The organism is Dyadobacter sp. BHUBP1, from assembly GCF_050587785.1.
Classification (GTDB): domain Bacteria; phylum Bacteroidota; class Bacteroidia; order Cytophagales; family Spirosomataceae; genus Dyadobacter.
In genome coordinates, this window is sequence record NZ_JBOBIH010000002.1 from 183,318 (window position 1) to 204,693 (window position 21,376).

General features: G+C 49.6%; 21 protein-coding genes. 9 read left to right on the forward strand and 12 right to left on the reverse strand.

Translation table 11 applies throughout. The features are described from left to right. The first annotated feature begins 55 nt into the window (after positions 1-55). The gene (locus ACQ4MZ_RS07525; RefSeq protein ID WP_430844008.1) at positions 56-823 is read left to right on the forward strand and encodes a type III pantothenate kinase; all 768 of its coding nucleotides are present in this window, start codon (positions 56-58) and stop codon (positions 821-823) included. On the opposite strand, the gene ACQ4MZ_RS07530 is transcribed toward ACQ4MZ_RS07525, so the two are convergent. Next, a complete protein-coding gene (locus tag ACQ4MZ_RS07530; RefSeq protein WP_430844009.1) occupies positions 813-1,232 on the reverse strand; it encodes a gamma-glutamylcyclotransferase family protein in 420 nt (139 codons plus the stop codon). The genes ACQ4MZ_RS07525 and ACQ4MZ_RS07530 overlap by 11 nt on opposite strands. Before the next feature lie 93 nt (positions 1,233-1,325). Between ACQ4MZ_RS07530 and ACQ4MZ_RS07535 the strand changes: the two genes are divergently transcribed. The 3 genes from ACQ4MZ_RS07535 to ACQ4MZ_RS07545 all read left to right on the forward strand — a co-directional run bounded on the left by ACQ4MZ_RS07535 (position 1,326) and on the right by ACQ4MZ_RS07545 (position 5,667). After that, entirely contained in the window at positions 1,326-2,786 is a 1,461-nt protein-coding gene (locus ACQ4MZ_RS07535; protein ID WP_430844011.1) for a TonB-dependent receptor, read from the forward strand. A gap of 116 nt (positions 2,787-2,902) precedes the next feature. Continuing rightward, positions 2,903-4,225 carry an Nramp family divalent metal transporter gene (locus ACQ4MZ_RS07540; RefSeq protein WP_430844013.1) on the forward strand — a complete coding sequence of 441 codons (1,323 nt, stop codon included), beginning with the start codon at positions 2,903-2,905 and terminating at the stop codon, positions 4,223-4,225. A gap of 134 nt (positions 4,226-4,359) precedes the next feature. After that, positions 4,360-5,667: a Gfo/Idh/MocA family protein gene (locus ACQ4MZ_RS07545; RefSeq protein WP_430844015.1), complete on the forward strand. Its 1,308-nt coding sequence runs from the start codon at positions 4,360-4,362 to the stop codon at positions 5,665-5,667. Between the two features lie 162 nt (positions 5,668-5,829). Here the strand turns inward: ACQ4MZ_RS07545 and accC are convergent, their stop codons facing one another. The 9 genes from accC to ACQ4MZ_RS07590 form a co-directional block, all read right to left on the reverse strand. Then, complete coding sequence (gene accC, locus ACQ4MZ_RS07550) at positions 5,830-7,173, reverse strand: acetyl-CoA carboxylase biotin carboxylase subunit (protein WP_430844017.1); 1,344 nt, start codon at positions 7,171-7,173, stop codon at positions 5,830-5,832. 29 nt (positions 7,174-7,202) lie between these two features. Beyond that, entirely contained in the window at positions 7,203-7,685 is a 483-nt protein-coding gene (gene accB, locus ACQ4MZ_RS07555) for an acetyl-CoA carboxylase biotin carboxyl carrier protein (protein WP_223401628.1), read from the reverse strand. Positions 7,686-7,689: 4 nt separating this feature from the next. Beyond that, positions 7,690-8,256: an elongation factor P gene (gene efp / locus ACQ4MZ_RS07560; protein WP_106594126.1), complete on the reverse strand. Its 567-nt coding sequence runs from the start codon at positions 8,254-8,256 to the stop codon at positions 7,690-7,692. A 48-nt stretch (positions 8,257-8,304) separates the two neighbouring features. Then, positions 8,305-9,300 (reverse strand): beta-ketoacyl-ACP synthase III, encoded by a 996-nt coding sequence (locus ACQ4MZ_RS07565; protein ID WP_430844020.1) that lies wholly within the window; start codon positions 9,298-9,300, stop codon positions 8,305-8,307. An 89-nt stretch (positions 9,301-9,389) separates the two neighbouring features. Continuing rightward, complete coding sequence (gene plsX, locus ACQ4MZ_RS07570; RefSeq protein WP_430844021.1) at positions 9,390-10,328, reverse strand: phosphate acyltransferase PlsX; 939 nt, start codon at positions 10,326-10,328, stop codon at positions 9,390-9,392. A gap of 131 nt (positions 10,329-10,459) precedes the next feature. Continuing rightward, entirely contained in the window at positions 10,460-10,654 is a 195-nt protein-coding gene (rpmF, locus tag ACQ4MZ_RS07575; protein WP_015813599.1) for a 50S ribosomal protein L32, read from the reverse strand. Positions 10,655-10,808: 154 nt separating this feature from the next. Next, a complete protein-coding gene (locus tag ACQ4MZ_RS07580; RefSeq protein WP_430844023.1) occupies positions 10,809-11,420 on the reverse strand; it encodes a YceD family protein in 612 nt (203 codons plus the stop codon). A gap of 44 nt (positions 11,421-11,464) precedes the next feature. After that, positions 11,465-12,097: an acetyltransferase gene (locus ACQ4MZ_RS07585; RefSeq protein ID WP_430844025.1), complete on the reverse strand. Its 633-nt coding sequence runs from the start codon at positions 12,095-12,097 to the stop codon at positions 11,465-11,467. Positions 12,098-12,181: 84 nt separating this feature from the next. Then, positions 12,182-12,847 (reverse strand): hypothetical protein, encoded by a 666-nt coding sequence (locus ACQ4MZ_RS07590; RefSeq protein ID WP_430844026.1) that lies wholly within the window; start codon positions 12,845-12,847, stop codon positions 12,182-12,184. A gap of 107 nt (positions 12,848-12,954) precedes the next feature. Here ACQ4MZ_RS07590 and ACQ4MZ_RS07595 point away from each other — a divergent pair, with 107 nt between their 5' ends. Continuing rightward, positions 12,955-14,448: a M61 family metallopeptidase gene (locus ACQ4MZ_RS07595; protein ID WP_430844027.1), complete on the forward strand. Its 1,494-nt coding sequence runs from the start codon at positions 12,955-12,957 to the stop codon at positions 14,446-14,448. A 104-nt stretch (positions 14,449-14,552) separates the two neighbouring features. Here ACQ4MZ_RS07595 and ACQ4MZ_RS07600 read toward each other — a convergent pair whose 3' ends face one another. Further along, on the reverse strand, positions 14,553-15,464 hold the full coding sequence (locus ACQ4MZ_RS07600) for a TIGR01777 family oxidoreductase (RefSeq protein WP_430844029.1): 912 nt from the start codon (positions 15,462-15,464) through the stop codon (positions 14,553-14,555). A 29-nt stretch (positions 15,465-15,493) separates the two neighbouring features. Continuing rightward, positions 15,494-16,369, reverse strand: a complete 876-nt coding sequence (locus tag ACQ4MZ_RS07605; protein ID WP_430844030.1) for a lysophospholipid acyltransferase family protein — start codon at positions 16,367-16,369, stop codon at positions 15,494-15,496. A gap of 380 nt (positions 16,370-16,749) precedes the next feature. Here ACQ4MZ_RS07605 and ACQ4MZ_RS07610 point away from each other — a divergent pair, with 380 nt between their 5' ends. The 4 genes from ACQ4MZ_RS07610 to ACQ4MZ_RS07625 all read left to right on the forward strand — a co-directional run bounded on the left by ACQ4MZ_RS07610 (position 16,750) and on the right by ACQ4MZ_RS07625 (position 21,375). Next, positions 16,750-18,219: a M48 family metalloprotease gene (locus ACQ4MZ_RS07610; RefSeq protein WP_430844031.1), complete on the forward strand. Its 1,470-nt coding sequence runs from the start codon at positions 16,750-16,752 to the stop codon at positions 18,217-18,219. A gap of 157 nt (positions 18,220-18,376) precedes the next feature. Further along, the gene (locus ACQ4MZ_RS07615; protein WP_309980608.1) at positions 18,377-18,844 is read left to right on the forward strand and encodes a MarR family winged helix-turn-helix transcriptional regulator; all 468 of its coding nucleotides are present in this window, start codon (positions 18,377-18,379) and stop codon (positions 18,842-18,844) included. Between the two features lie 84 nt (positions 18,845-18,928). Beyond that, positions 18,929-20,260 (forward strand): TolC family protein, encoded by a 1,332-nt coding sequence (locus tag ACQ4MZ_RS07620; protein ID WP_430844033.1) that lies wholly within the window; start codon positions 18,929-18,931, stop codon positions 20,258-20,260. A 62-nt stretch (positions 20,261-20,322) separates the two neighbouring features. Beyond that, on the forward strand, positions 20,323-21,375 hold the full coding sequence (locus tag ACQ4MZ_RS07625) for an efflux RND transporter periplasmic adaptor subunit (RefSeq protein WP_430844035.1): 1,053 nt from the start codon (positions 20,323-20,325) through the stop codon (positions 21,373-21,375). The last annotated feature ends 1 nt before the right edge of the window (position 21,376 follow it).

The following is a 21,376-nucleotide window of genomic DNA, read 5'->3' on the forward strand; positions in this document are numbered from 1 at the left end:
TGAAGTTTTATTTGAAGAATGCCTTTATTTTGCTTCCACATGTAAATTCTCTTTTATGTTGTTAGCCGTCGACCTTGGCAATACCGATACTGTTTTCGGGCTTCATGATTCCGGTAACTGGGAGCACATCTGGCGGATGCGCTCGCTGGTGCAGGAAAACGAGGCGCATTACGAGTCGAAACTCCGGCTGCATTTCCTGGAAGCCGGGTTGTGGTTCGGGGATGTGGAAACCGTGGTATTGAGCAGCGTCGTGCCTGCACTTACACCCGTGATACTGAGAATGCTCCGCTCGTTATTCGGCGAAGGTGTGATTGTGGTAGGGCCGGAAATTTACCCTGCATTGTCTATTGAAATCGACCATCCGCATGAAATCGGCGCGGACCTTATCGCCAATGCGGTAGCGGTATCGACGCGGTATAAAGAAAATTGCGTGGTCGTCGATTTTGGTACTGCATTGACATTCACAACTGTGTCCAAAGACAGCAAAATTCTCGGCGTAGCTATATTGCCGGGTTTAATCACCGCTGTGAAGGCACTGTTTGCCAATACCGCGCAACTGCCGGAAGTGCCACTGCAACTTCCGCCTTCGGCCATTGGTAAAAACACGGTCGAGGCCATTCAGGCGGGCATTCTGCTAGGGTATGAAGGGTTGGTCAAATCGCTGCTGGGCCGCATTCGCACCGAGCTGGGCGGCGAATGCATTGCCGTAGCTACCGGCGGACTATCTTCCATTATCGATACTCTGCGCGACGAGTTTACAGAAATTGACAGAAAGTTAACATTGGACGGCCTCCGCATTATCGGCGAGAGCCTCAAGACTTAGTTTTGAAATAACCATCTTCAATTAACGGCAAGTCCGAAACCGGCTGATTGTACAAATACACCCAACAATCAATCACTACTTCCTGACAATCCCTGACCACCTCCTGGCCACACCTGACAGGCACCACTTTCCTGACGTACAAACTCGCTGCCTCATCTTCCAGAATGTCCTCATATTCATCCAGTTCTTTCAGTATCTCGGGGAAGTGAAGCTGGTAAATTTCCCCGTGCACGCGCGTAGGTGCATCAGGCTCGTATAATGCGCCCGGGTACCATTCCACGCGGAACAGTTTTCCATTGAAATATCCTTTTCCTATATAGTTTGAAGACAACCTGAGCTTCTGTGCATAGGGATTTTCAAAACCCTGCATCAAAGTGCCGTAAGTGAATAAATTATATAACTTTTCCATTCTAGTGCCAGAAGATCAGAAATTCCGCTAAATGCAGAACTGTATTTTTCTTATATTTACATGTAAGCTTCTTCATTATACTAATATACCGTTATGTACGAAAAGAATCTTGGTACAAAACAAAAAGCACTAAGGATCAACCTCGATCGCCGGATCTACGGATCGTTCGCGGAGATCGGGGCAGGTCAGGAAACGGCGGCTTACTTTTTCAAAGCCGGCGGCGCATCCGGAACCATCGCTAAAACGATGTCGGCCTACGACATGACGTTCAGCGACGCGATATACGGGACAGAGGAGGGCGGGCGATACGTGGTGGAGTCCCGATTGATGAAAATGCTCAACCGCGAGTATAACCTTGTGGAAAAGCGGCTCTCGGAAAAACGCGGTGTCGATAGCACTTTCTTTGCATTTGCTAATACCGTTGTAGCCCTCAATTTCCAAAAAACGAACGAATCACACGGCTGGATCGGGCTGCAATTCCAGCTCACGCCCATGGGCCCGACGAACTACGTCGTAATCCATGTGCGTATGCGCGATGATGAGAACATTCTGCAACAACAGGCACTCGGCATTATCGGTGTAAACCTGATTTACGGTTGCTATTACTATTACAAATCACCCGAAATTCTGCTCATGTCGCTCATGGACGATCTTACGACCGACCGGATCGAGATTGATATGGTGCGTTTCAGCGGGCCCGATTTTGCCAAGGTAGATAACCGCCTCATGAGCCTGCGCCTCGTGAAGAACGGCTTTACCGATGCCGCATTGTTCGGCAGCGACGGCGGCGTATTGCAGCCTTCCGAAGCATTGTACAAAAAGCACATTCTCATGATGCGCGGCCGCCTGCGCCCGATCACGAACGTGCATATCGACCTGATCAGCAATGGTCAGCGGCAGTTTTTGGCAGAAGAAGATGTGGATGAATCTAAAGTGGTGCTCATTTCGGAGCTCACACTGCATAATCTGAAAGCCGGCGACCGCGATATCGACGAAAAGGACTTCCTCGACCGCGTGGACATTCTCTGCTCGCTGGGGCATATGGTAATGATTTCCAACCACCATGAATATTACCGGTTGGTGGCCTATCTGTCGCGATTGACGAAACTGAAATCCGGCCTGCTGCTCGGTAGCCCGAACTTGCAGGACATTTTCGAGGAAAAGCATTACCAGTTCCTGCAAGGCGGCATTCTGGAATCGTTCGCGACGCTGTTCAGCCGAAAGGTGAAATTATACATTTACCCTACGTTGCAACCCGACGGCTCGGTTTACAGCTGCGAGAACTTTCGCGTGCCGGATCACTTGCGGCCGTTGTTCCAATATCTGATCGTGAATGACAAGATCGAGGATATCAAGAACTATAATATCGAGCATATGCACATTACCACCGACTCGGTACTTGAAATGATCAAGCGCGGGGAGCCGGGGTGGGAGAAGCTCGTGCCGGAGAATGTGGCTCAGATTATTAAGGAGAAAGCGTTGTTCGGGCTTCCTAGTGAGAATAACTATGTCGATACCGTGAAGCAGATTCACCAGGCTGTGGGGAATTTGTAGCGGCATTTTTTATGCCACGAAGGCACGAATATTCACGAATGCTCTTCGTGAATATTCGTGCCTTCGTGGCAATTAAATAATAATCATTCTTAGCTTTTGGATATAAAATCCCCCTTATGTCCAAAATCCTAACTCCGCCAACCACGTTTGTGGGCAGGCTCAAATATCTCGGTCCCGGTTTCATCCTTTCCGCTGCTATCGTCGGCTCCGGCGAACTAATTGCCACCACCGCATTAGGTGCCAAGGCAGGCTTCGTCATGTTCTGGTTAATTGTCCTGAGTTGTCTCGTCAAAGTCGCATTGCAGCTGGAATTTGGCAAGAATGCCATTTGCACCGGCACATTCATCATGCACAATTTCAACAATTTGCCCGGGCTGCGGCTCGGCAAGGCGCATTGGAGTATTTGGCTGTGGCTTTCATTACAGGGATTGAAACTGCTGCAAGTAGGCGGTATTGTCGGAGGGGTTGCGATTGTGCTGAACATGGCATTTCCTCTTGTTTCAGTCAATTTGTGGGCAATTATCTCGGTGCTGATCACGTCTTTCTGGGTTTATAAGGGTAACTATGGTCCGGTAGAGAAAAGCTCCCTCGTGATGATCATTCTTTTTACGGCCATCATTCTTATATCCGTCATTTTGCTTCAATGGACGCCCTATGCCATCACCTGGCCTCAATTTGAAAGTGGGTTACAGTTTTCACTTCCTACCGCATTGGTTGCGACGGCATTCGGGGCATTCGGGATAACCGGCGTGGGTGGCGATGAAATCATGTATTACAATTACTGGTGTATCGAAAAAGGGTACGCCGCCTACACCGGCCCGAACGACGGGACGAAAGAATGGTCCGATCGTGCCAAAGGCTGGTTTCAGGTAATGTACCTGGATGCGGTGTTGTCGATGATGGTCTATACGATTGTGACGGCCGCGTTTTACCTCCTCGGCGCAGCCGTGCTGCATACAGGGGGCCATGTGCCGGAAGGTTACCAGATGATCGACACCCTTTCCCGCATCTTCACAGAAACACTTGGCCCGTGGGCAAAGAATATATTCCTGATCGGCGCATTTTTTGTGCTTTATTCTACATTGTTTACGGCCGCGGCGAGCTGGGCGGGGGTTTGGAGCGATGCGTTCGGGCAGATCGGCTGGATGAAGTTTGGCTCGGAACACGAGCAAAAGCGGAGTATCGGCATTATGTCCTGGATATTGCCCATAGCCTGGTGCCTCTTGTTCCTCTTTTTCCAGGCACCGGTAAAAATGGTCATACTCGGGGGGATCGCAACTTCAGTGTTGCTTTTACTGGTCGTGTATGTGTCACTCGTGTTCCGTTATCGCAGCCTACCGGCCGCATTGAAACCATCGGCCTTGTATGACGTATTTTTCTGGATAAGCGTGCTCTCGATCCTGCTTGTAAGCGGGTATGGCGTTGTTCAAATTATTTAGGAAAGAGTAGTACTTAATTTTAAATGAGTAGTATTTTTTGATAGTGAGCGAATAGGGGAGTTACTTCTCGTTTTCGTCTAACTGATTGCCGGTCAGACAGGATGCATTCATTCCGAAATCCTAAATTCTTTCATATGGACAAACCAAACGAAGTATCGAGAAGAAACTTTATCAAGAACACCACGGGAGCTGCGGTAGCGCTTTCTATTCCGACCATCATTCCCACAAGCGCATTTGGGGCGAACGATCGCGTACGCGTGGCCGTACTGGGCGTGAACGGCCGCGGGCAGAGCCATATTTCCGGTTTCAATGCGCTGAGCAATGTAGAAGTCGCTACCCTCTGCGACCCCGACAACAACATTTTGCAGAAGCGCGCGCAGGAATTTGAGCAGAAGACCGGGAAGAAGGTCAAAACTGAAAATGATCTCCGTAAAGTTTTCGACGACAAAACGATCGATGCCGTTAGTATCGCTACACCGAACCATTGGCATGCATTGGCGGCGATCTGGGCTTGCCAGGCCGGAAAAGATGTGTATGTTGAAAAGCCGGGTTCACATAACCTCCACGAAGGCCGGAAGCTGGTGGAAGCAGCCCATAAATACAAAAGAGTAGTGCAGCACGGCGTCCAACTTCGCAGCTCGGAGGCATTGAAAGAAGCTGTGAAACATCTCCGTGATGGGTTGATCGGCAACGTCTATATGGCAAGAGGCCTGGTCTACAAATGGCGCCCGGACATCGGTGACAAAGGTACTGAGCCCATACCAGCGGGCCTGAATTACGACCTCTGGACCGGTCCTGCCGAAATGAGGCCGTTTTCCCGCAACTACGTGCATTACGACTGGCACTGGCATTGGAACTACGGTAACGGCGACATAGGGAACCAAGGTATCCACGAAACCGACATGTGTATGTGGGGCCTCGGTGTCGAAAGCTTCCCGGACAAGATCACGTCCTCAGGTGGCAAATTCCTCTGGAACGACGCAAAAGAAACCCCGGAAGTGCTCAGCTCTTCATTTATATATACCAAAGAAAAGAAGATCATCGAATTCGAAGTGCGGCCCTGGATGACAAACGACGAAGGCGGGGTGGGTATTGGCAATATCTTCTATGGTTCGGAAGGTTACATGGTGGTGAAGGGTTATGATTATTACGAAACCTTCCTGGGTAAAGATAAAAAGGCGGGCCCATCGCGAAAAGCGGGTGGCGACCATTATAAAAACTTCATCGACGCTGTGATAGCCAAAGACCCGAAGTTGCTCAACGGTCCCGTTGAAACAGCGCATTTGTCTTCCGGTCTGGCGCATTTAGGAAATATCGCTTACCGCGTCGGTCGAGCCCTTACTTTTGATAACAAGACGGAGAAATTTGTGGGAGATGAAGAGGCTAACAAACTGCTAACGAGGAAGTACCGATCGCCTTATGCATTGCCGCAGGTAGTGTAGGCGTGGCATTGGAGTGATTTAATAATTGTTCATTGGAAAGTTCCCTTTGGTTCAGTAGCACCCGAGACTATTGGGTACTAACGATAGATGATACAAAAAAACGGCCGACAGTAGAACTGCCGGCCGTTTGTATATCTATTACCGTTCTCTTCAGAGAACGGACTATAAAACAGAGAAATCAAACGATTCCAAATATTTCGTGGTGAAATTCCCAGATTTAAACCCAGGATCATCCATCAGTTTAATATGGAATGGAATCGTGGTCTTAATCCCTTCAATCACAAACTCTTGCAAGGCACGCTTCATGCGTGTAAGCACCTCCTCGCGTGACTGGCCGCTGACGATCAGTTTTGCGATCATCGAGTCGTAGTTGGGCGGAATGGTGTAGCCGCTGTAAACGTGGCTATCGATGCGTACACCGTGACCGCCAGGGAAATGCAGGTTGGTGATTTTACCCGGCGCAGGACGGAATCCGTTAGCAGGATCTTCCGCATTGATACGGCACTCCATCGCGTAAAGCTTTGGCGTGTAGTTCTTTCCGGAGATGGGCTCGCCTGCCGCTACTTTGATTTGCTCCTTAATGAGGTCAAAATCCGTGACTTCTTCGGTGATAGGGTGCTCCACCTGGATACGGGTGTTCATCTCCATGAAGTAGAAATCACCGTGTTTGTCGACGAGGAACTCGATCGTACCGGCACCTTCGTAACCGATGGCCTGAGCACCTTTGATGGCCGCTGCACCCATTTTCTCACGCAATTCGGGCGTGATAATAGGGGATGGCGTTTCTTCTACCAGTTTCTGGTGACGACGCTGGATCGAGCAGTCGCGTTCCGAAAGATGGCATACTTTCCCGAACTGGTCACCGATGATCTGGATTTCGATGTGACGAGGCTCTTCCACGAATTTTTCGAGGTACAAACCGTCGTTTCCGAATGCGGCCGCAGACTCGGTACGGGCGTCGTTCCACGCTTTTTCGAACTCTTCCGGCTTGTTGATGATCCGCATACCACGGCCACCGCCACCAGCAGTTGCCTTGATAATGACCGGATAACCGATACCTTCGGCCAGTTCCTTACCTTGTTCAACGGATTCGAGCAGACCTTCCGAACCGGGCACAACCGGTACGCCGGCTGCGATCATGGTTGCTTTCGCAGTAGCCTTATCGCCCATCCCATTGATCTGAGCGGCGGTGGCTCCGATGAATTTAATACCGTAATCCGCGCAAATTTGCGAGAATTCGGCGTTTTCGGACAAGAATCCGTAACCCGGGTGGATCGCATCCGCGCCGGTTACTTCTGCTGCCGAGATGATATTCTGGATGCTCAGGTACGATTGCCTGCTGGGAGGGGGACCGATACAAACGGCCTCGTCGGCAAACCGTACGTGAAGGCTGTCGCGATCGGCTGTCGAGTATACCGCGACAGTCTTAATGCCCATTTCACGACAGGTCCTGATTACACGCAGGGCGATTTCGCCCCGGTTAGCAATGAGTATCTTTTTAAACATGTAATTCAGTGAGTTTTCGTTCGCTGCGGTTATGCAGGTTCAACCAGGAATAATGGCTGGTCGAATTCTACCGGAGTTGCGTTTTCAACCAGGATCTTCACGATTTTACCTGATACTTCGGATTCGATTTCGTTGAATAATTTCATCGCTTCGATCACGCAAACTACTTTTCCGGGTTTGATCTCATCACCGATGTTAACGAATGCCGGTGTTTCCGGGCTGGATGCGCGGTAGAATGTACCGATCATCGGGGACTTAATCGTAATAAGGTTCGAAGAAGCTGGTTCTTTGGAAACCGCTGGCTCGGCCGGAGCGGCCGGTGCAGCTGCTGCGGGAGCCGCAGGAGCGATTGCTGGCGCAGGCGCCGCAACTTGTGCCGGAGTATAGGCTACTACCGGTGCCGTGGCAAAGCGTTTTACCTTGATTTTCAGGTCTGCCGTTTCAATATTCACTTCATCAAGTCCCGACTGGGCAATGAAGTCAATCAGTTTTTGGATTTCTCTGGTTTCCATTTAATTAAGATTTAACTCTTTCTACGTATTCGTATGTGCGTGTGTCAACTTTGATTTTTTCACCTTCGTCGATGAAAAGCGGTACCATAATGCGTGCACCGGTTTCTACTTCGATGGCCTTTTTAGGAGAGTTGGCAGTGTCGCCTTTCAGCCCCGGCTCCGAATAAGTTACCACCAATTCCACGAAAGGAGGAAGTTCGCAAGTCAGCGCTGCATCGTTTTCAGTATTGATCAGGATCTCGACTTCCTGTCCTTCCTTCATCAGGTCGGCGTTGGTCACCAGTTTTTCGTCGATCAGTACCTGGTCGAATGTTTCGGAGTTCATGAAGTTGTAGCCAACTTCATCTTTATATAGGAACTGGAATTTGTGACGCTCCACGCGCACGGGCGTAATGCCTGCGCCTGATGAGAACGTGTTGTCCAGCACTTTGCCGCTAGTAAGGCTTTTCAGTTTGGTACGTACGAACGCGTTGCCTTTTCCGGGTTTCACGTGTTGGAATTCAATCACCTGAAAAAGATCATGGTTGAAATGGATCACCAAACCGTTACGCAAATCTGCAGTAGTTGCCATTTTTATGCTAATGAATTGTATGATAATGCTTTAATGAAAATCACATGCCTACGCTTCGATACCCCATTTGAGGTACATAGCGCCCCAGGTAAAGCCTCCGCCGAATGCGGCAAGAATCAGGTTGTCGCCTTTTTTAAGTTGTGATTCGTAGTCCCACAAGCATAGCGGAATTGTCGCCGCCGTGGTATTTCCGTATTTGTGTATGTTCATCATCACCTTGTCCATGCCTACGCCCATGCGGTTGGCGGTGGCTTCGATGATCCGGCGGTTGGCCTGGTGAGGGACCAGCCATGCGACGTTATCGCTGTTCAGGCCGTTGCGCTCCATAATATCGGCGGCGATGTCGGCCATGTTGGTTACCGCAAATTTGAAAACCTGCGCACCATCCTGATAAACGTAATGCAGCCTGTTTTCCACCGTTTCGTGGGTAGGCGGGTAGCGGCTCCCTCCGGCTTTCTGGTTGAGATAAGGATAACCCGCCCCGTCAGACTTGATGATCGAATCCAGGATGCCGTTTCCGGACATGTCCGGTTCGAGAAGTACCGCGCCGGCCCCATCACCGAAGAGGATACAGGTCTTGCGGTCGGTGTAATCGACGATCGCGGACATTTTATCCGCACCTACGACGATGACCTTTTTATATTTTCCGGTCTCAATAAATTGTGAGCCGAGCGTCAATGCATAAATAAAACCCGAGCAGGCAGCCTGAATATCGAAGCTTCCGATATTACGGATGCCAACCATGTCGCAGATGAGGTTGGCTGTGCAAGGGAAAACAAAATCAGGTGTGGTAGTAGCGCAGATGAGCAGGTCGATTTCTCCGGGACTTGTATTGCTTTTGGCCAGCAAACCCTTTACAGCCTCCGCACCCATATGTGAACTTCCTAAACCTTCGCCTTTCAGAATACGTCTTTCTTTGATGCCTGTGCGGCTAACGATCCACTCGTCGTTTGTCGCAACCATTGTTTCCAACTCTGCATTAGTCAACACATAATCAGGCACATAACCTTGTATTCCTGTTATAGAGGCTTTAATATGGGTCATGATAAATCAACTATTCAAAATCCGAATAGATTTGGTAAAAAGGGACAGTTTCAGTTTTTTCATAGTCATGTGGTTGTCAGCATCCGTCGTTAGCTCAATGCCTGGGCGATGTGCAGGTACGCTTTGGATTTCACCTGCTTGTAAGCCCAGTCAACCATATTTTTGATGGCCAGAGGTGTCGACACCCCGTGTGCGATCATCACATTTCCATTCACCCCGATAATGGGACTGCCTCCGATGGACTCGTAGTTCGTTTGGTCGATAAAATCGTCCTGGAAACCTCTTTTCTTCGAAATCTCATACAGAGACTCTCCGAGTTTGAACAAAATATTGCCGGTAAAGCCGTCGGTAACGATCACGTCGGCCTTGTTAATGAAGAGATCTTTCCCTTCTATATTTCCGATAAAATTGATGCGCTTGTTTTGTTTCAGCAGGGGATAGGTGGCCTGCGAAGTGAGGGAGCCTTTTTGCTCTTCTTCCCCGATATTCATCAGTGCAACCCTTGGCTTGTCGATCTGGAAAGTGTGCTGGGCGAAAATCGAGCCGATTTCGCCGAACTGCGAAAGGACCTCCGGTTTGCAATCGGCATTGGCACCGATGTCGAGCATTACGGCATAGCCGCCTCCTACCTGCGGCACGAGGCCCGCAATGGCCGGACGGAGAATACCTTCAATGGCTTTGATGCTGAAAAGGGCGCCCACGTGCATGGCACCTGTGTTTCCTGCACTGCAGAATATATCTACCTCTTTTTCTTTCAGAAGCTTGAAACCCACGCCAATGCTGGAATTGGGCTTTTGAGAAAGGGCTTTGGTAGGATGTTCCCCCATCTCGATTACATCTTCTGCGTGAACGACGTCAACATTAGTAGGAGTGAAATTGTGCTGGTTGAAAATCTCCCAGATCACGTTTTCACGGCCAATTAAAACGATTCTCGCCTCGGATGGTAGCTCAGAAGAGGCTTGAATGACCCCTTCAACAATTGCTTGCGGAGCTAAATCTCCCCCCATAGCATCTACCGCAATTTTCATTTACACGCTGTTATTTTGACAAATAAGTTAGAAACCGAAGGTGTAAATTTAGCAGATGTGCCGCAGTAAAAAAGAATTTCGCAACAACTTTTATAGGGCTGCTGCGAAATTGAATTGCTCATCGACTGAAACTAAACCGTTTTAGTATAGTTCTCAACTACAACTTTACCTCTGTAAACCAGGTTGCCTTCGTGTACGTGTGCACGGTGCAATTGGTGGATTTCTCCGGTTGTAGCATCAGTTCCCAACTGCTTTCCGGTAAGGAAATCGTGCGCTCTGCGTGAATCGCGACGGGTGCTGGAATGTCTCCGCTTAGGATGTGCCATGATATTTTTGGTCTATTGTTATTTACTTTTTTATAATCTGAGCTTGTGCTCTATCTTTTTATCCGTCAGCTGAAGCTGACGGCAAATTGATTCTTTTTCTGCCCCTTCAATCCTCTACCGTCGGTTTTAACCGACGGATCGAAAGAGAAGGCTTTTATTTTTTCAAGTTTTTTAAGGCTTCCCAGCGAGGATCGATCTTTTCTTCATCCTCTCCTTCTTCCCCTTCCTCCGATTCTCCGCCGGAAGTGTACACTAATGTGCCTTCTTCCTCATCATCCTCCAAATCGAACTCGTCTTCCTCTGTCCGCAGGCTCGGGTGGAGCTTTTTTACCGGTAACGACAACGCGATGAAATCGAAAATATAACGCGCTACGTTGATCCTGTTGGTGTTACGGCTGATGATCTCGATCTCTTCCGTGAGCTCCTCATTGTGATCGCCGAATTTCAGTATAATGCGTTCGTCGGAATCAATCGGTTCTTCGAACGTTTCCAGGCTGCGGTCGCAAGTCAGGGTTACGCTTCCTGTTGTGTGAAAACGAAGTTGGATCATCGTCGCCGATTTATTCAGGATCACGTGCGTTTTAAAGTGCCCGTGCTCAATCAGATCTTGCTCCATTTCCTCAAAAAAAGCGTCGCCAGACTCCATATCATAGTCATACTGTTTGTCTTCCAAACCGTAAATGTCTATGTTGTATTTACTTAGCTCTTTCACTTTTTCTGTCAAAAGGAGTGCAAAGGTAATGTGTTTCAGTTTAATAAAAAACATTGGGCCGGAAAATTGTTGCCATCCCGCCGCTAATCTGTGTGCTATCAGATTTTCCGCGCCGGATTTCCGAAATAGGTCGCGCCCGCCGGTACATTCTCCACCACCACTGATCCCGCGCCGATCCGCGCATTCTTTCCAACTTGGATGCCGGCCACGATCACTGCGCCCGAACCGATAAACACGCCATCGGCCAATGTCACGCGGTCGTTTACGATCGCGCCCGCGCCGATGGTCACGAAATCGCCCACAATAGCCGATGTGTCGATAATAGCGCCCGTTTGCACCAGGCAATGATGGCCAACCACCGTGCGTGCACCGATGGTCGCACGGGCTGCAATGAGGTTGCCGTGCCCGATCGACGCCATGCCGGAGATCACCGCGCTATCGTGGATTGCATTCACGGGCATATTCTTGTGTTCCTCGTTCAGCGATTCTACGAGGCGTTCCCGCACCGAGCGCTCGCCGATGGCGATGAATGCCTCGCATTTGGAACCTATTATATTAAGGTAGCTGGTATCGTCGGTATTGCCGAGTACGCTCACTTCTCCGAACTCCTTACCGTGCAGCTCTGCATGGTCGTCGAGGAAGCCGTAGACGATTACATTGTTCCTTCTGAAAATATCGAGCGCCTGCATACCAAGGTCGCCGGCGCCAAAAATTAATACGGGGTTTTCCATAATTGATGTTGGTATTGAATAAAAAGTCTTCATCCGAATGGTTAGTTCAAATGAAGACTTAAAAATTGAGCTTAAATATAATGTTTACAGGAATGTTACCCTGAAAACGAATGGACTGCCGTAGGGCGACAGGTTCTGTCCGCTGTATTTATCGATCTGGCTGTCATAACTGAAATTGTACAGCGCCGTTAAATGCACGGCTTTGATAAACTTCCCGCCGATGGGTTGCGAATAGGAGGCGCCGGCCATCGGCGAACCCAGCCATTGCCGCTTCTGATAGGATCCTTCCACATTCAGCGCTTCAAATTCACCGATAATATTAACCGGCGGGATCACATTGTACATCATGAATGCGCGGCCGCCGTAATAAGCGGTGTTGATATCATAATACTTATACCGGAAATACATGATCGTCGCGCCTACACCGCCCACGAGCTTTTCGGTCAGCTCATAGCCTGCCATGGGCGACACGTTAATATTTGTAACCGTTCCGAGACTCAGTCCAAAGCTGCCTCCAAGGCGCAGCCTTTCGATGAACTTTCTGTCTTCGAAATCGGCTAGTTTCTTCTTCTCTGCCAGCACCGGCTTCTGGTCCTGGGGTTTTCTCTCAACAGGAGGTATTTCCTTTCTTTCCGGCTGGTCCTTCCGAAGCGAATCGGGGCGGTAGTATTCATCGTTCTGCGCCATCAGCGAAGGACTTGTCAAAACCGCCAGGAGAAACAGGAATGGCAGGAGAATTTTACTTTTCATCTTAAAATCGTTTATTTTATAATGTTGTAACTGGTAACGTAGGACTATCTGATTTTTGTCTACCGATACTGCGCTTCCGGCTCCTCTTAACACCACGCGTTTCGTCTATGCTTTATCACATTTCGGTTCCTGACCCACAATCCCGTTTTCTCGACATTACCTACACCATCCCCGAAATCAATAGCGAACAGATCGAAATTCAGCTGCCGGCATGGCGCCCGGGGCGGTACGAGCTTCAAAACTTCGCCAAAAATATTCAATTTATCGAAGCGACCTCATCCGCTGGTCACAAACTGCCCCTTCATAAAGTAACCAAAGACCGGTGGCGGGTTGGAACGGCCGGTCAAAACGAGATACGCATTCATTATACCTACTACGCGTCTATTCAAAATGCGGGCAGCAGCTATGTAGATGAGGAATTGTGGTATCTCAATTTCATCAACTTCTGTATGTACACCGAGGGGCGGATTACCGAGCCTTACCGCGTAGAGCTCGACTTGCCCGATGGTTACCAGATTGCCTGCGGATTGCCACCGGCAGGTAAGAATGCATTATCGGCGAGAGACTTTTACCAACTGGTGGACAGCCCGATGTTGGCTTCCGAAACCTTGCAGAAATGCGAATATGAGGTTCGTGGTGTCCAATTTAAAATATGGATGCATGGAAATCTTAAACCCAACTGGCGGCGCATCGAACGTGATTTCCGGCGCTTTTCGCGCGAGCAGATCGCGATGATGGGAGAGTTCCCGGAAAAGGATTACCATTTCCTGAACCTGATTTTACCCAACGCATTCTACCATGGCGTGGAGCACCAGAACTCGACGATGATCGTGCTCGGTCCCGACGATGAAGGCGAAGGCCTCTATTCCGACCTCCTGGGCGTGAGCTCGCATGAACTTTTTCATGCCTGGAATATCATCCGCATTCGCCCGGCGGAGCTTTTGCCTTATGATTTTACCAAAGAGAACTACTTCCAAACCTGCTTCGTGGCCGAAGGCTGCACGACTTACTACGGCGACCTTTTTCTGAGGCGCGCCGGCGTTTTCAACGACGATGCTTATGTAAAGGAGTTGCAGGTATATATGAAACGCCATTTCGAGAGCAGCGCCCACGCCGCGCAGTCGCTTGCGGAGTCGTCGTTCGACCTTTGGTTGGATGGTTACGAAAAAGGCATTCCGAACCGGAAAGTGTCGGTTTACCACAAAGGCGCATTGGTAGCGCTTATTTTGGATTTGTATTTAAGGAAGAAAACCAATCACGCCCAGTCGCTGGACGATGTGATGAGGCTGCTATGGGTGCGTTTTGGCAAGCCATTTATCGGGTACACGCTTGAAGACTACATCGGCATTGTAGAAGAAGTTGCCGGCGAATCGCTGGAATGGTATTGGGAAGAGTGCATTTTCAGCGCAACGCCGCTCGAAGACCGCCTGAACGAAGCCCTCGCATTTGTAGGACTGCAAATGTCGGTTTTCAGCAATGGTAATGTGCAGCTGAACGTGCTGGATGATTTTAAGGCGCAGTTGCAGCGGGAGAAATGGCTGGAAACGGCGCAGGTATTGACGGTTGAAGAGGAGGAGTTGGAGGAAGAAGAGGAAGAATGAGGGAGACTTCGGCTGTCGGCAATCGGCCGTCGGCTTTTTGTGGGATGTAGCGTGCGAATGCAGGGATTTTATAATTTCGATAGCCGACTGCCAATAGCCGAAGTTCATCCCAATTCCGCCTTCAGGGCTTCTTCGAGCTTCCGATACCGGTATTCAAATCCCGTTTCGTGCGCAATTCGCTCGTTCACTACATAATTTCCTCCTAACACTACCGCTGCCATTTCTCCAAAAGCCAGTTTTAATGCTAATGCAGGGACATTAGGAAGCCATTGAGGGCGGTTTAGGGTTTTGCAAATGGCTTTTGTAAGTGCTTCATTGGTCACCGGCGGAGCTGCGACGGCATTGTAAGCTCCATGCCAGCTTTCGTTTTCCAGCGCTTCGATATACATTCTGCACATATCATCGAGGTGGATCCAGGATATCCACTGTTTTCCCGAGCCGAGTGGTGCACCAAAGCCGAAACGCGCGGGGAAAGTCATTTTGGGGATTGCTCCGCCGTCTTTGCTGATCACAATGCCGGTCCGGAGTTTCACGGTCCGGATGCCCAATGCGGCGATTTCATCGGCTGCTTTTTCCCATTCAACACTTACATGAGAAAGGAAGTCGTTGCCTGCGGGTGTATTTTCCGTATTTCTGGTATCGCCGGTATCCTGGCCGTAGTAGCTGATGCCCGAGGCCGACGCGAATGCGACTGGTTTTAGCAGCTTTTCGGCGAGCTTTCGGGCGATGAGGCGGATTGATTCAGTTCGGCTTTCGAGGATGGATTTTTTGCGTTCTCCTGTCCAGCGGCCCTCGCTGACATTGGTACCGGCCAAATGCACGAGGAAATGTAGGTTGTCCAATGTGCCTTCTTCAATGTAACCCTTTTTAATATCCCACTCAAAAACCTGGACAGACGGGATACTGGCCTTTTCACGGCTCAGGAATGCCACTTCGTAGCCCTTTTCGAGCAACATTTGCGTCAGCCGCCTGCCGATAAGGCCGGTACCGCCGGTAATCAGTACTTTCTTTCCCATAAATGCTGGTTTGAAAAAAGCATACCACCCTAGATTTCAGCGTGCTGCGAACCGTCGCCCGGCGAGGCGTCGCCCGGCAAATCGTTGCCCGGCGAACCGTCGCCCGGCGAACCGTCGCGCGGCGGCTCCTGCTCGATCGCCTGTGTTACGCGCGCAACCATTTCTTCTACCGTTTCATCGGGGTGGAAATGCATAGGTGGTTTGAACTGTACCGTCAGTCGGGTGTTCCTTTTTTTGAAACGCAATCCTTTCTTATCAAAAGCCCTTCTGAAACCGTTAATCACGACCGGGATCACGATCGGGTGATGGTCGTTGATCAAATGCGCGGTGCCTTTGCGTACAGGGGCATACGGTTTGGTGGTTCCTTGCGGGAAGCTCACCACCCAGCCATGCTGTAAACCCATGCCGATGCGGTCCTGCGCGGAGGTGTCGAGCTGGCGTTTTACATCTTCGCCATTGGCCCGCCACGATCGTTCGATGGTAATAGCGCCACCCATACTGAACACTTTGGGTAAAAAACCACCTTTCATAGTTTCGGCGGCGGCCACGTAGTACATTCTGGCACGGGGCGAAAGGAGGTAAAATGGCGGGGATATCGTGTCTTTATAGCCCCATTTAACGGCACAAAAAATATGGAAGAATGCAATAACGTCGGCGAAATAGGTCTGATGGTTGGAGAGGAACAACACGCCCTGGTCGGGCAGGTCCATCAGGTTTTCGGTGCCGGTAATGCGGATTTTATTAACGGCCGTGTAGCGGTAATAGGTAAACCAGCCCAATATGAAAATGAGTAACCTTTTAACAGCGAGGTAGTTGCCAAACGGGTCTTTTTCGAATAAACCCAAAAAGTCCAGCCGGGCGAGCCAGGAGGGAAGCGTGCTATATGTGATTTTTCTAAAACTCATAGTGCAGTAGAGAATGCATCATGCAATGAAAGTCAGGGTTCTTGTTTTAAAAGTTTTTTACCACCCGGGTTGCGGACGAAGACGTAATTTAGATAATATGCGAGCCGAATGGAAAATATTTTTCTTTGACCGCCGAATAGCGTTTCGCTGTCGGGCATTGTCATGTATTGTCATGTATGGCCAGGTGTTGTCATTGGTTGTTCACTGACTATGCATGACAACACCTGGCCATAAATGACTTTCACGCACAACCATTCAAAATCATACCATCGGAGGTCGGTCAGCATCTGAAGTCACTATTTGGCATGATTCTTTGCATATAAATCAAGAGAACATTTAATTTTGACCATCTCCTTCATTCAAGTCATTTTTCAAATTTTATGAAAATGAAATACGCATTTCGCATTCTGCCGGCTTTTGTGGCGGCTGGAATGCTCGCAGGTTGTTCCAAAAATCCGGTGACGGGCAAAAAAGAGATCGTCTTCATGTCGCAAGAGAAAGAGATCGCCCTCGGAGCCGAATCGCACCCGTCTATTGTAGCCACGATGGGCATTTACGACGATAAAAACCTGCAATCCTTCATCAACGAAAAGGGTATGGCTATGGCGAAAATTTCGCACCGGCCCGATTTACCTTATAAGTTCTTCATCGTGGACTCTCCGGTCGTCAACGCATTTGCAGTGCCCGGCGGTTACGTATATTTTACCAGGGGAATTATGGCGCATTTCAACAATGAAGCCGAATTTGCCGGCGTACTCGGGCACGAGATCGGGCACATCACCGCTCGTCACTCAGCGCGGCAGCAGACTTCACAGATCTTTGGTCAGGTAGGCCTTGCGGCAGGGATGATCCTTTCCCCGCAGGTACGCGCGATGGGCGAGCAGGCGCAGCAGGCGCTGGGCTTGCTCTTTTTGAGTTACAGCCGTGACCACGAGACCGAATCTGACAAAATAGGGGTCGATTATTCGAGTAAAATCGGGTATGATGCCAAAGAAATGGCCGATTTCTTTGGTACACTCAAAAGGATTTCTGAAAAAGCAGGCCAGGCCATTCCTACGTTCCAGTCAACGCACCCCGATCCGGGCGACAGGATGCAGAAGGTGGGCAAGCTGGCAGCCGAGTACCAGACTGCACATCCGGGCAAGTACACTGTCAACCGGGATGTTTATCTGCGTAAGATCGATGGCATTATTTACGGCAACGACCCGCAGCAGGGATTTGTGGAAAATAACACTTTCTATCATCCGTCGCTGAAATTCCAGTTCCCGGTGCCCAGCGGGTGGCAATATGAAAACTCGCCGATACAGTTTCAGATGGCGGCGAAGGACGGTAAATCCATGATGCTGTTCACGCTGGCGCAGGGTAAGACATTGGAGGAAGCGGCTCAGGCAGTGGTGAAGAATTATGGCTTGAAAGTCATCGAGAACAATAAGGCTAGCATTAACGGTAACCCGGCGATCGCGATGGTGTCGCAGCAGGCGGAGCAGGATGCGAACGGCCAGGCAGCGGCTGCAACAGCCAACACGATACAAGTTGCTACCTGGCTGATCCAGTATGGCGGCAACATTTACGCCATTCACGGCGTGGCTTCAGCGGGCAATTTTGCGGCGAATGCGGGCCAGTTCCGCTCGGTGGCGCAGGGTTTCAAATCGGTTTCGGATCAGAATATCCTCAACCGCCAGCCGGAACGCATTCGCATTAAAACCGCTCAGCGTGAAGCTACACTCCGGGACTTGCTGAAAGACAACAACCAGCCTGACGGCAAACTCGACGAACTCGCGATCCTGAACGGAATGGCGCTGACCGACAAGGTGACAAAGGGTACTTTGTTCAAGACATTAGGAAGGTAAAATATACTTTCAAAATAATGAGAGCGGTGGCACGATCGATGTCGCCGCTCTTTTTGTTCACCGTTCATCCTGACCATTCTACCACTAGTCCAGAGACCAGAAACTTTTCACTTTAAAATTTGGTTGACATATCAACACAATATACCTTTGTATCATCATGAGCGCAAATATAGATAGCTGGCAGAACCTTAGAGAAGAATTGAAGAACTCCTTGCAGTTTAAATTGGGAGCCGTGACGAAGACGGTTTTCAAGAAAATGAATGCGGAGCTCGTCAATGAAGGAATACCCGTGCTGGCTGAGCAGCTGCCTATCCTGATGGTTGTATATTTCCAGGAACAGGCGCGCACGCAGCAGGACATTGCCAATATTTTGCAAAAAGATAAAGCGGGAATCCAGCGCTCTGTGCAGACTTTGCACAAGGATGGTTTCCTGAAAATTGAAAGTGATATTGAGGATAAAAGAAAGAACCTGATATCGCTTACACCAAGCGGTAAGTTTGTCTGCGAGCGCATTCAGTCATTGGCGATCGCTTTCAATAGCCAGATTATGGAGCATTTTACAGAGCAGGAATGGACGACGTTCCTTGGTTATCTGGACCGCGTCGTCAAAGTAGTAGACAAATAATATTTTTTTAATTTAATAGTTGATATATCACCAGTAGAGGCGTCAACTATCTATCATTAGCCACAATAATCAACAACAGGTCAAATGAAAAGTAAATGGATAGCCGCAATCATCGCAGTCGCCGCCTCAGTGGCGCCGGGCTGGGCGCAGACGCGCCTTACGCTCAAAGATTGCATTGCCTATGGAATCAAGAATAACGGGAATGTTAAAATAGCTCAGTATAAGGAAAGTACGGCTGTGCAGCAGGGACGGGAAGCGCTGGCGGGTTACCTGCCGCAAGTGGCAGGTAACGCGTCGCTCGACGATAACCTGAAACTGCAATCCACCGTATTGCCGGGCGCGCTTTTCGGAGGAGAGGACCGCCGCGTGGCGCTGGGTACCAAATACCAGAGCAATGCGTCGGCGCAGGTGGACCAGGTGATTTTCGACCAATCGCTGCTGGTGGGCATTCAGGCCAACAAGCCGAACCAGGAGAATGCCGCATTGAACTCGCGTAAGACGAAAGAGACCATCATATATAATGTGGCCAATGCCTATTACCAGGTATTTGTGACCTCGCAGCAGATCGCGCTTTTGAAGGATAACCTGGATAAAACCAGCCAGATCCTGAGCACATTGAAACTGCAACTCGACAATGGTGTAATCAAGAAAGTGGATTACGACCGCACCCAGGTGAATTTGAACAATATCAAATCACAGCTCACACTGGCAGAAAGTAACCTTACACTGGCCGAAAACCAGCTGAAATTCCAGATGGGTATGCCGCTGAGCGACCAGCTCGTGCTGGCAGACAATCCGCTCGACCAGCCATTCAAAATTGTGGAGCCGACTCCATTCGATGCTTCCAATCTGACGGATTTCAAGATCCAGAACCTGAATATGGATTTGCAGCAACTGGAAAAAGCCCGCATTAAGGCAGGTTATTTACCCAAAGTGTCGGTTTATGGCCGTTATGGCGTGCAGGCACTGGGTAACGACCTCGGTGCCTCGTGGGGCAACTGGTTCAGCTATGGTGCTATCGGCTTGAAAGTGAGTGTCCCCATTTTCGACAGCTTCCGCCGCGATGCGCAATACAAACAGGCCGATCTGAACCTGATGACGCAAAAAGAGCAGTTGAAACTCAATGTGCAGAACTACGAATTGCAGAACAGCAACGCATTGACCCAGCTCCAAAAAGCGAAGTCGAACCTGGCCAGCGACGAAAACAACGTGACTCTTGCAAAAGAAGTGTACGACGTGACCACGCTCCAATACCGCGAAGGCACTGTACCGCTGACCGACCTCCTTAATGCCGAAACTTCGTACAAAGAGTCGCAAAGCAACTATATCAATTCCATGCTGAGCTACTACCAAGCGAAACTCGGATTGGAGCAGTCAACTGGCAGTCTCAACGAGTTTTACACAGCATTACCATAAAATACACTTCATCAACAAACATTCACTCACTGGCTCATTCAGTCATTCACTCATTCAAAATTATGAAGCGAAAACTCATCATCATAGGCTCTATTGCCATCATCGGCGTTCTGATCGGCTTGCGACTTGTTGCCAACAAGGCGAAGATCGACGAGAAAAAGAAAATGCCCGATAATAAAAATGTGACTATTCCGGTAACGGCCGTTGCCGTGCAGGAGGGGAGCGCCGATCAGCAGCTGATTCGTACGGGTAGTTTGATTCCTTTTAAAGAAGCTGAAATTATGGCTACCGCAGCGGGGAAAGTACTGGCTGTGAAATACGAACTCGGCTCGCACGTGGCGCAAGGCGCGACCATCGTGAAAGTGGATAGCCGCCTGAAAGAGCTGTCTCTTGAAGCTACCGAGTTGAATATCAATAAACTGAAAAAGGATACCGACCGATATTCCAAATTGCTGGCAGGTAATGCGGCCACCGAAATTCAGGTAAACGATACCAAATACAACTACGAAAACGCCTTGAACCAGGCCGAGCAAATCAAACAGCAGATCAGCGACGCGTCCATTCAGGCACCGATCAGTGGCCGCATTGTAAAGAAGAACATCGAGCCGGGAGAATTTGTGAACGTGGGTACTTCGCTGGGAACGATCCTCGACGTGTCTCGCCTGAAAGTGCAGGTGATGATCAATGAGAATGATGTTTACAAGCTCAAAGAAGGACAGCATGTGCAGGTGAGCACCAGCATTTTCCCGGGCAAGAAAATCGACGGCGTGATTTCCTACATTGCTCCGCAAGGCGACGAATCGCATAACTACCCGGTAGAAATTACCGTGAAAAACTCGACAGAACTCAAAGCCGGTACATTCGTAACGGTTGAATTTCAGCAAAAAAGCAGCACACAATCACTCCTGATCCCACGTAGCGCGCTCGTGGAGAGCGTGCGTAACCCGTATGTGTACGTGGTGGAAGGCGGTGTGGCGAAGCAACGTAAAATCGAGGTGGGCCGCGAAGTAGGCGATAACGTGGAAGTATTGAGCGGCCTGAAATCCGGCGAGACAGTGGTTACAACCGGACAGATCAACCTGAGCGAAGGCGCTGCGGTTACCGTTACAAAATAAT

Excerpts from the sequence above, each read along its gene's own strand:
- ACQ4MZ_RS07525 (WP_430844008.1), top strand. The coding sequence starts at position 56 with ATGTTGTTAGCCGTCGACCTTGGCAATACCGATACTGTTTTCGGGCTT.
- ACQ4MZ_RS07530 (WP_430844009.1), bottom strand. The coding sequence starts at position 1,232 with ATGGAAAAGTTATATAATTTATTCACTTACGGCACTTTGATGCAGGGT.
- ACQ4MZ_RS07535 (WP_430844011.1), top strand. The coding sequence starts at position 1,326 with ATGTACGAAAAGAATCTTGGTACAAAACAAAAAGCACTAAGGATCAAC.
- ACQ4MZ_RS07540 (WP_430844013.1), top strand. The coding sequence starts at position 2,903 with ATGTCCAAAATCCTAACTCCGCCAACCACGTTTGTGGGCAGGCTCAAA.
- ACQ4MZ_RS07545 (WP_430844015.1), top strand. The coding sequence starts at position 4,360 with ATGGACAAACCAAACGAAGTATCGAGAAGAAACTTTATCAAGAACACC.
- accC (WP_430844017.1), bottom strand. The coding sequence starts at position 7,173 with ATGTTTAAAAAGATACTCATTGCTAACCGGGGCGAAATCGCCCTGCGT.
- accB (WP_223401628.1), bottom strand. The coding sequence starts at position 7,685 with ATGGAAACCAGAGAAATCCAAAAACTGATTGACTTCATTGCCCAGTCG.
- efp (WP_106594126.1), bottom strand. The coding sequence starts at position 8,256 with ATGGCAACTACTGCAGATTTGCGTAACGGTTTGGTGATCCATTTCAAC.
- ACQ4MZ_RS07565 (WP_430844020.1), bottom strand. The coding sequence starts at position 9,300 with ATGACCCATATTAAAGCCTCTATAACAGGAATACAAGGTTATGTGCCT.
- plsX (WP_430844021.1), bottom strand. The coding sequence starts at position 10,328 with ATGAAAATTGCGGTAGATGCTATGGGGGGAGATTTAGCTCCGCAAGCA.
- rpmF (WP_015813599.1), bottom strand. The coding sequence starts at position 10,654 with ATGGCACATCCTAAGCGGAGACATTCCAGCACCCGTCGCGATTCACGC.
- ACQ4MZ_RS07580 (WP_430844023.1), bottom strand. The coding sequence starts at position 11,420 with ATGTTTTTTATTAAACTGAAACACATTACCTTTGCACTCCTTTTGACA.
- ACQ4MZ_RS07585 (WP_430844025.1), bottom strand. The coding sequence starts at position 12,097 with ATGGAAAACCCCGTATTAATTTTTGGCGCCGGCGACCTTGGTATGCAG.
- ACQ4MZ_RS07590 (WP_430844026.1), bottom strand. The coding sequence starts at position 12,847 with ATGAAAAGTAAAATTCTCCTGCCATTCCTGTTTCTCCTGGCGGTTTTG.
- ACQ4MZ_RS07595 (WP_430844027.1), top strand. The coding sequence starts at position 12,955 with ATGCTTTATCACATTTCGGTTCCTGACCCACAATCCCGTTTTCTCGAC.
- ACQ4MZ_RS07600 (WP_430844029.1), bottom strand. The coding sequence starts at position 15,464 with ATGGGAAAGAAAGTACTGATTACCGGCGGTACCGGCCTTATCGGCAGG.
- ACQ4MZ_RS07605 (WP_430844030.1), bottom strand. The coding sequence starts at position 16,369 with ATGAGTTTTAGAAAAATCACATATAGCACGCTTCCCTCCTGGCTCGCC.
- ACQ4MZ_RS07610 (WP_430844031.1), top strand. The coding sequence starts at position 16,750 with ATGAAAATGAAATACGCATTTCGCATTCTGCCGGCTTTTGTGGCGGCT.
- ACQ4MZ_RS07615 (WP_309980608.1), top strand. The coding sequence starts at position 18,377 with ATGAGCGCAAATATAGATAGCTGGCAGAACCTTAGAGAAGAATTGAAG.
- ACQ4MZ_RS07620 (WP_430844033.1), top strand. The coding sequence starts at position 18,929 with ATGAAAAGTAAATGGATAGCCGCAATCATCGCAGTCGCCGCCTCAGTG.
- ACQ4MZ_RS07625 (WP_430844035.1), top strand. The coding sequence starts at position 20,323 with ATGAAGCGAAAACTCATCATCATAGGCTCTATTGCCATCATCGGCGTT.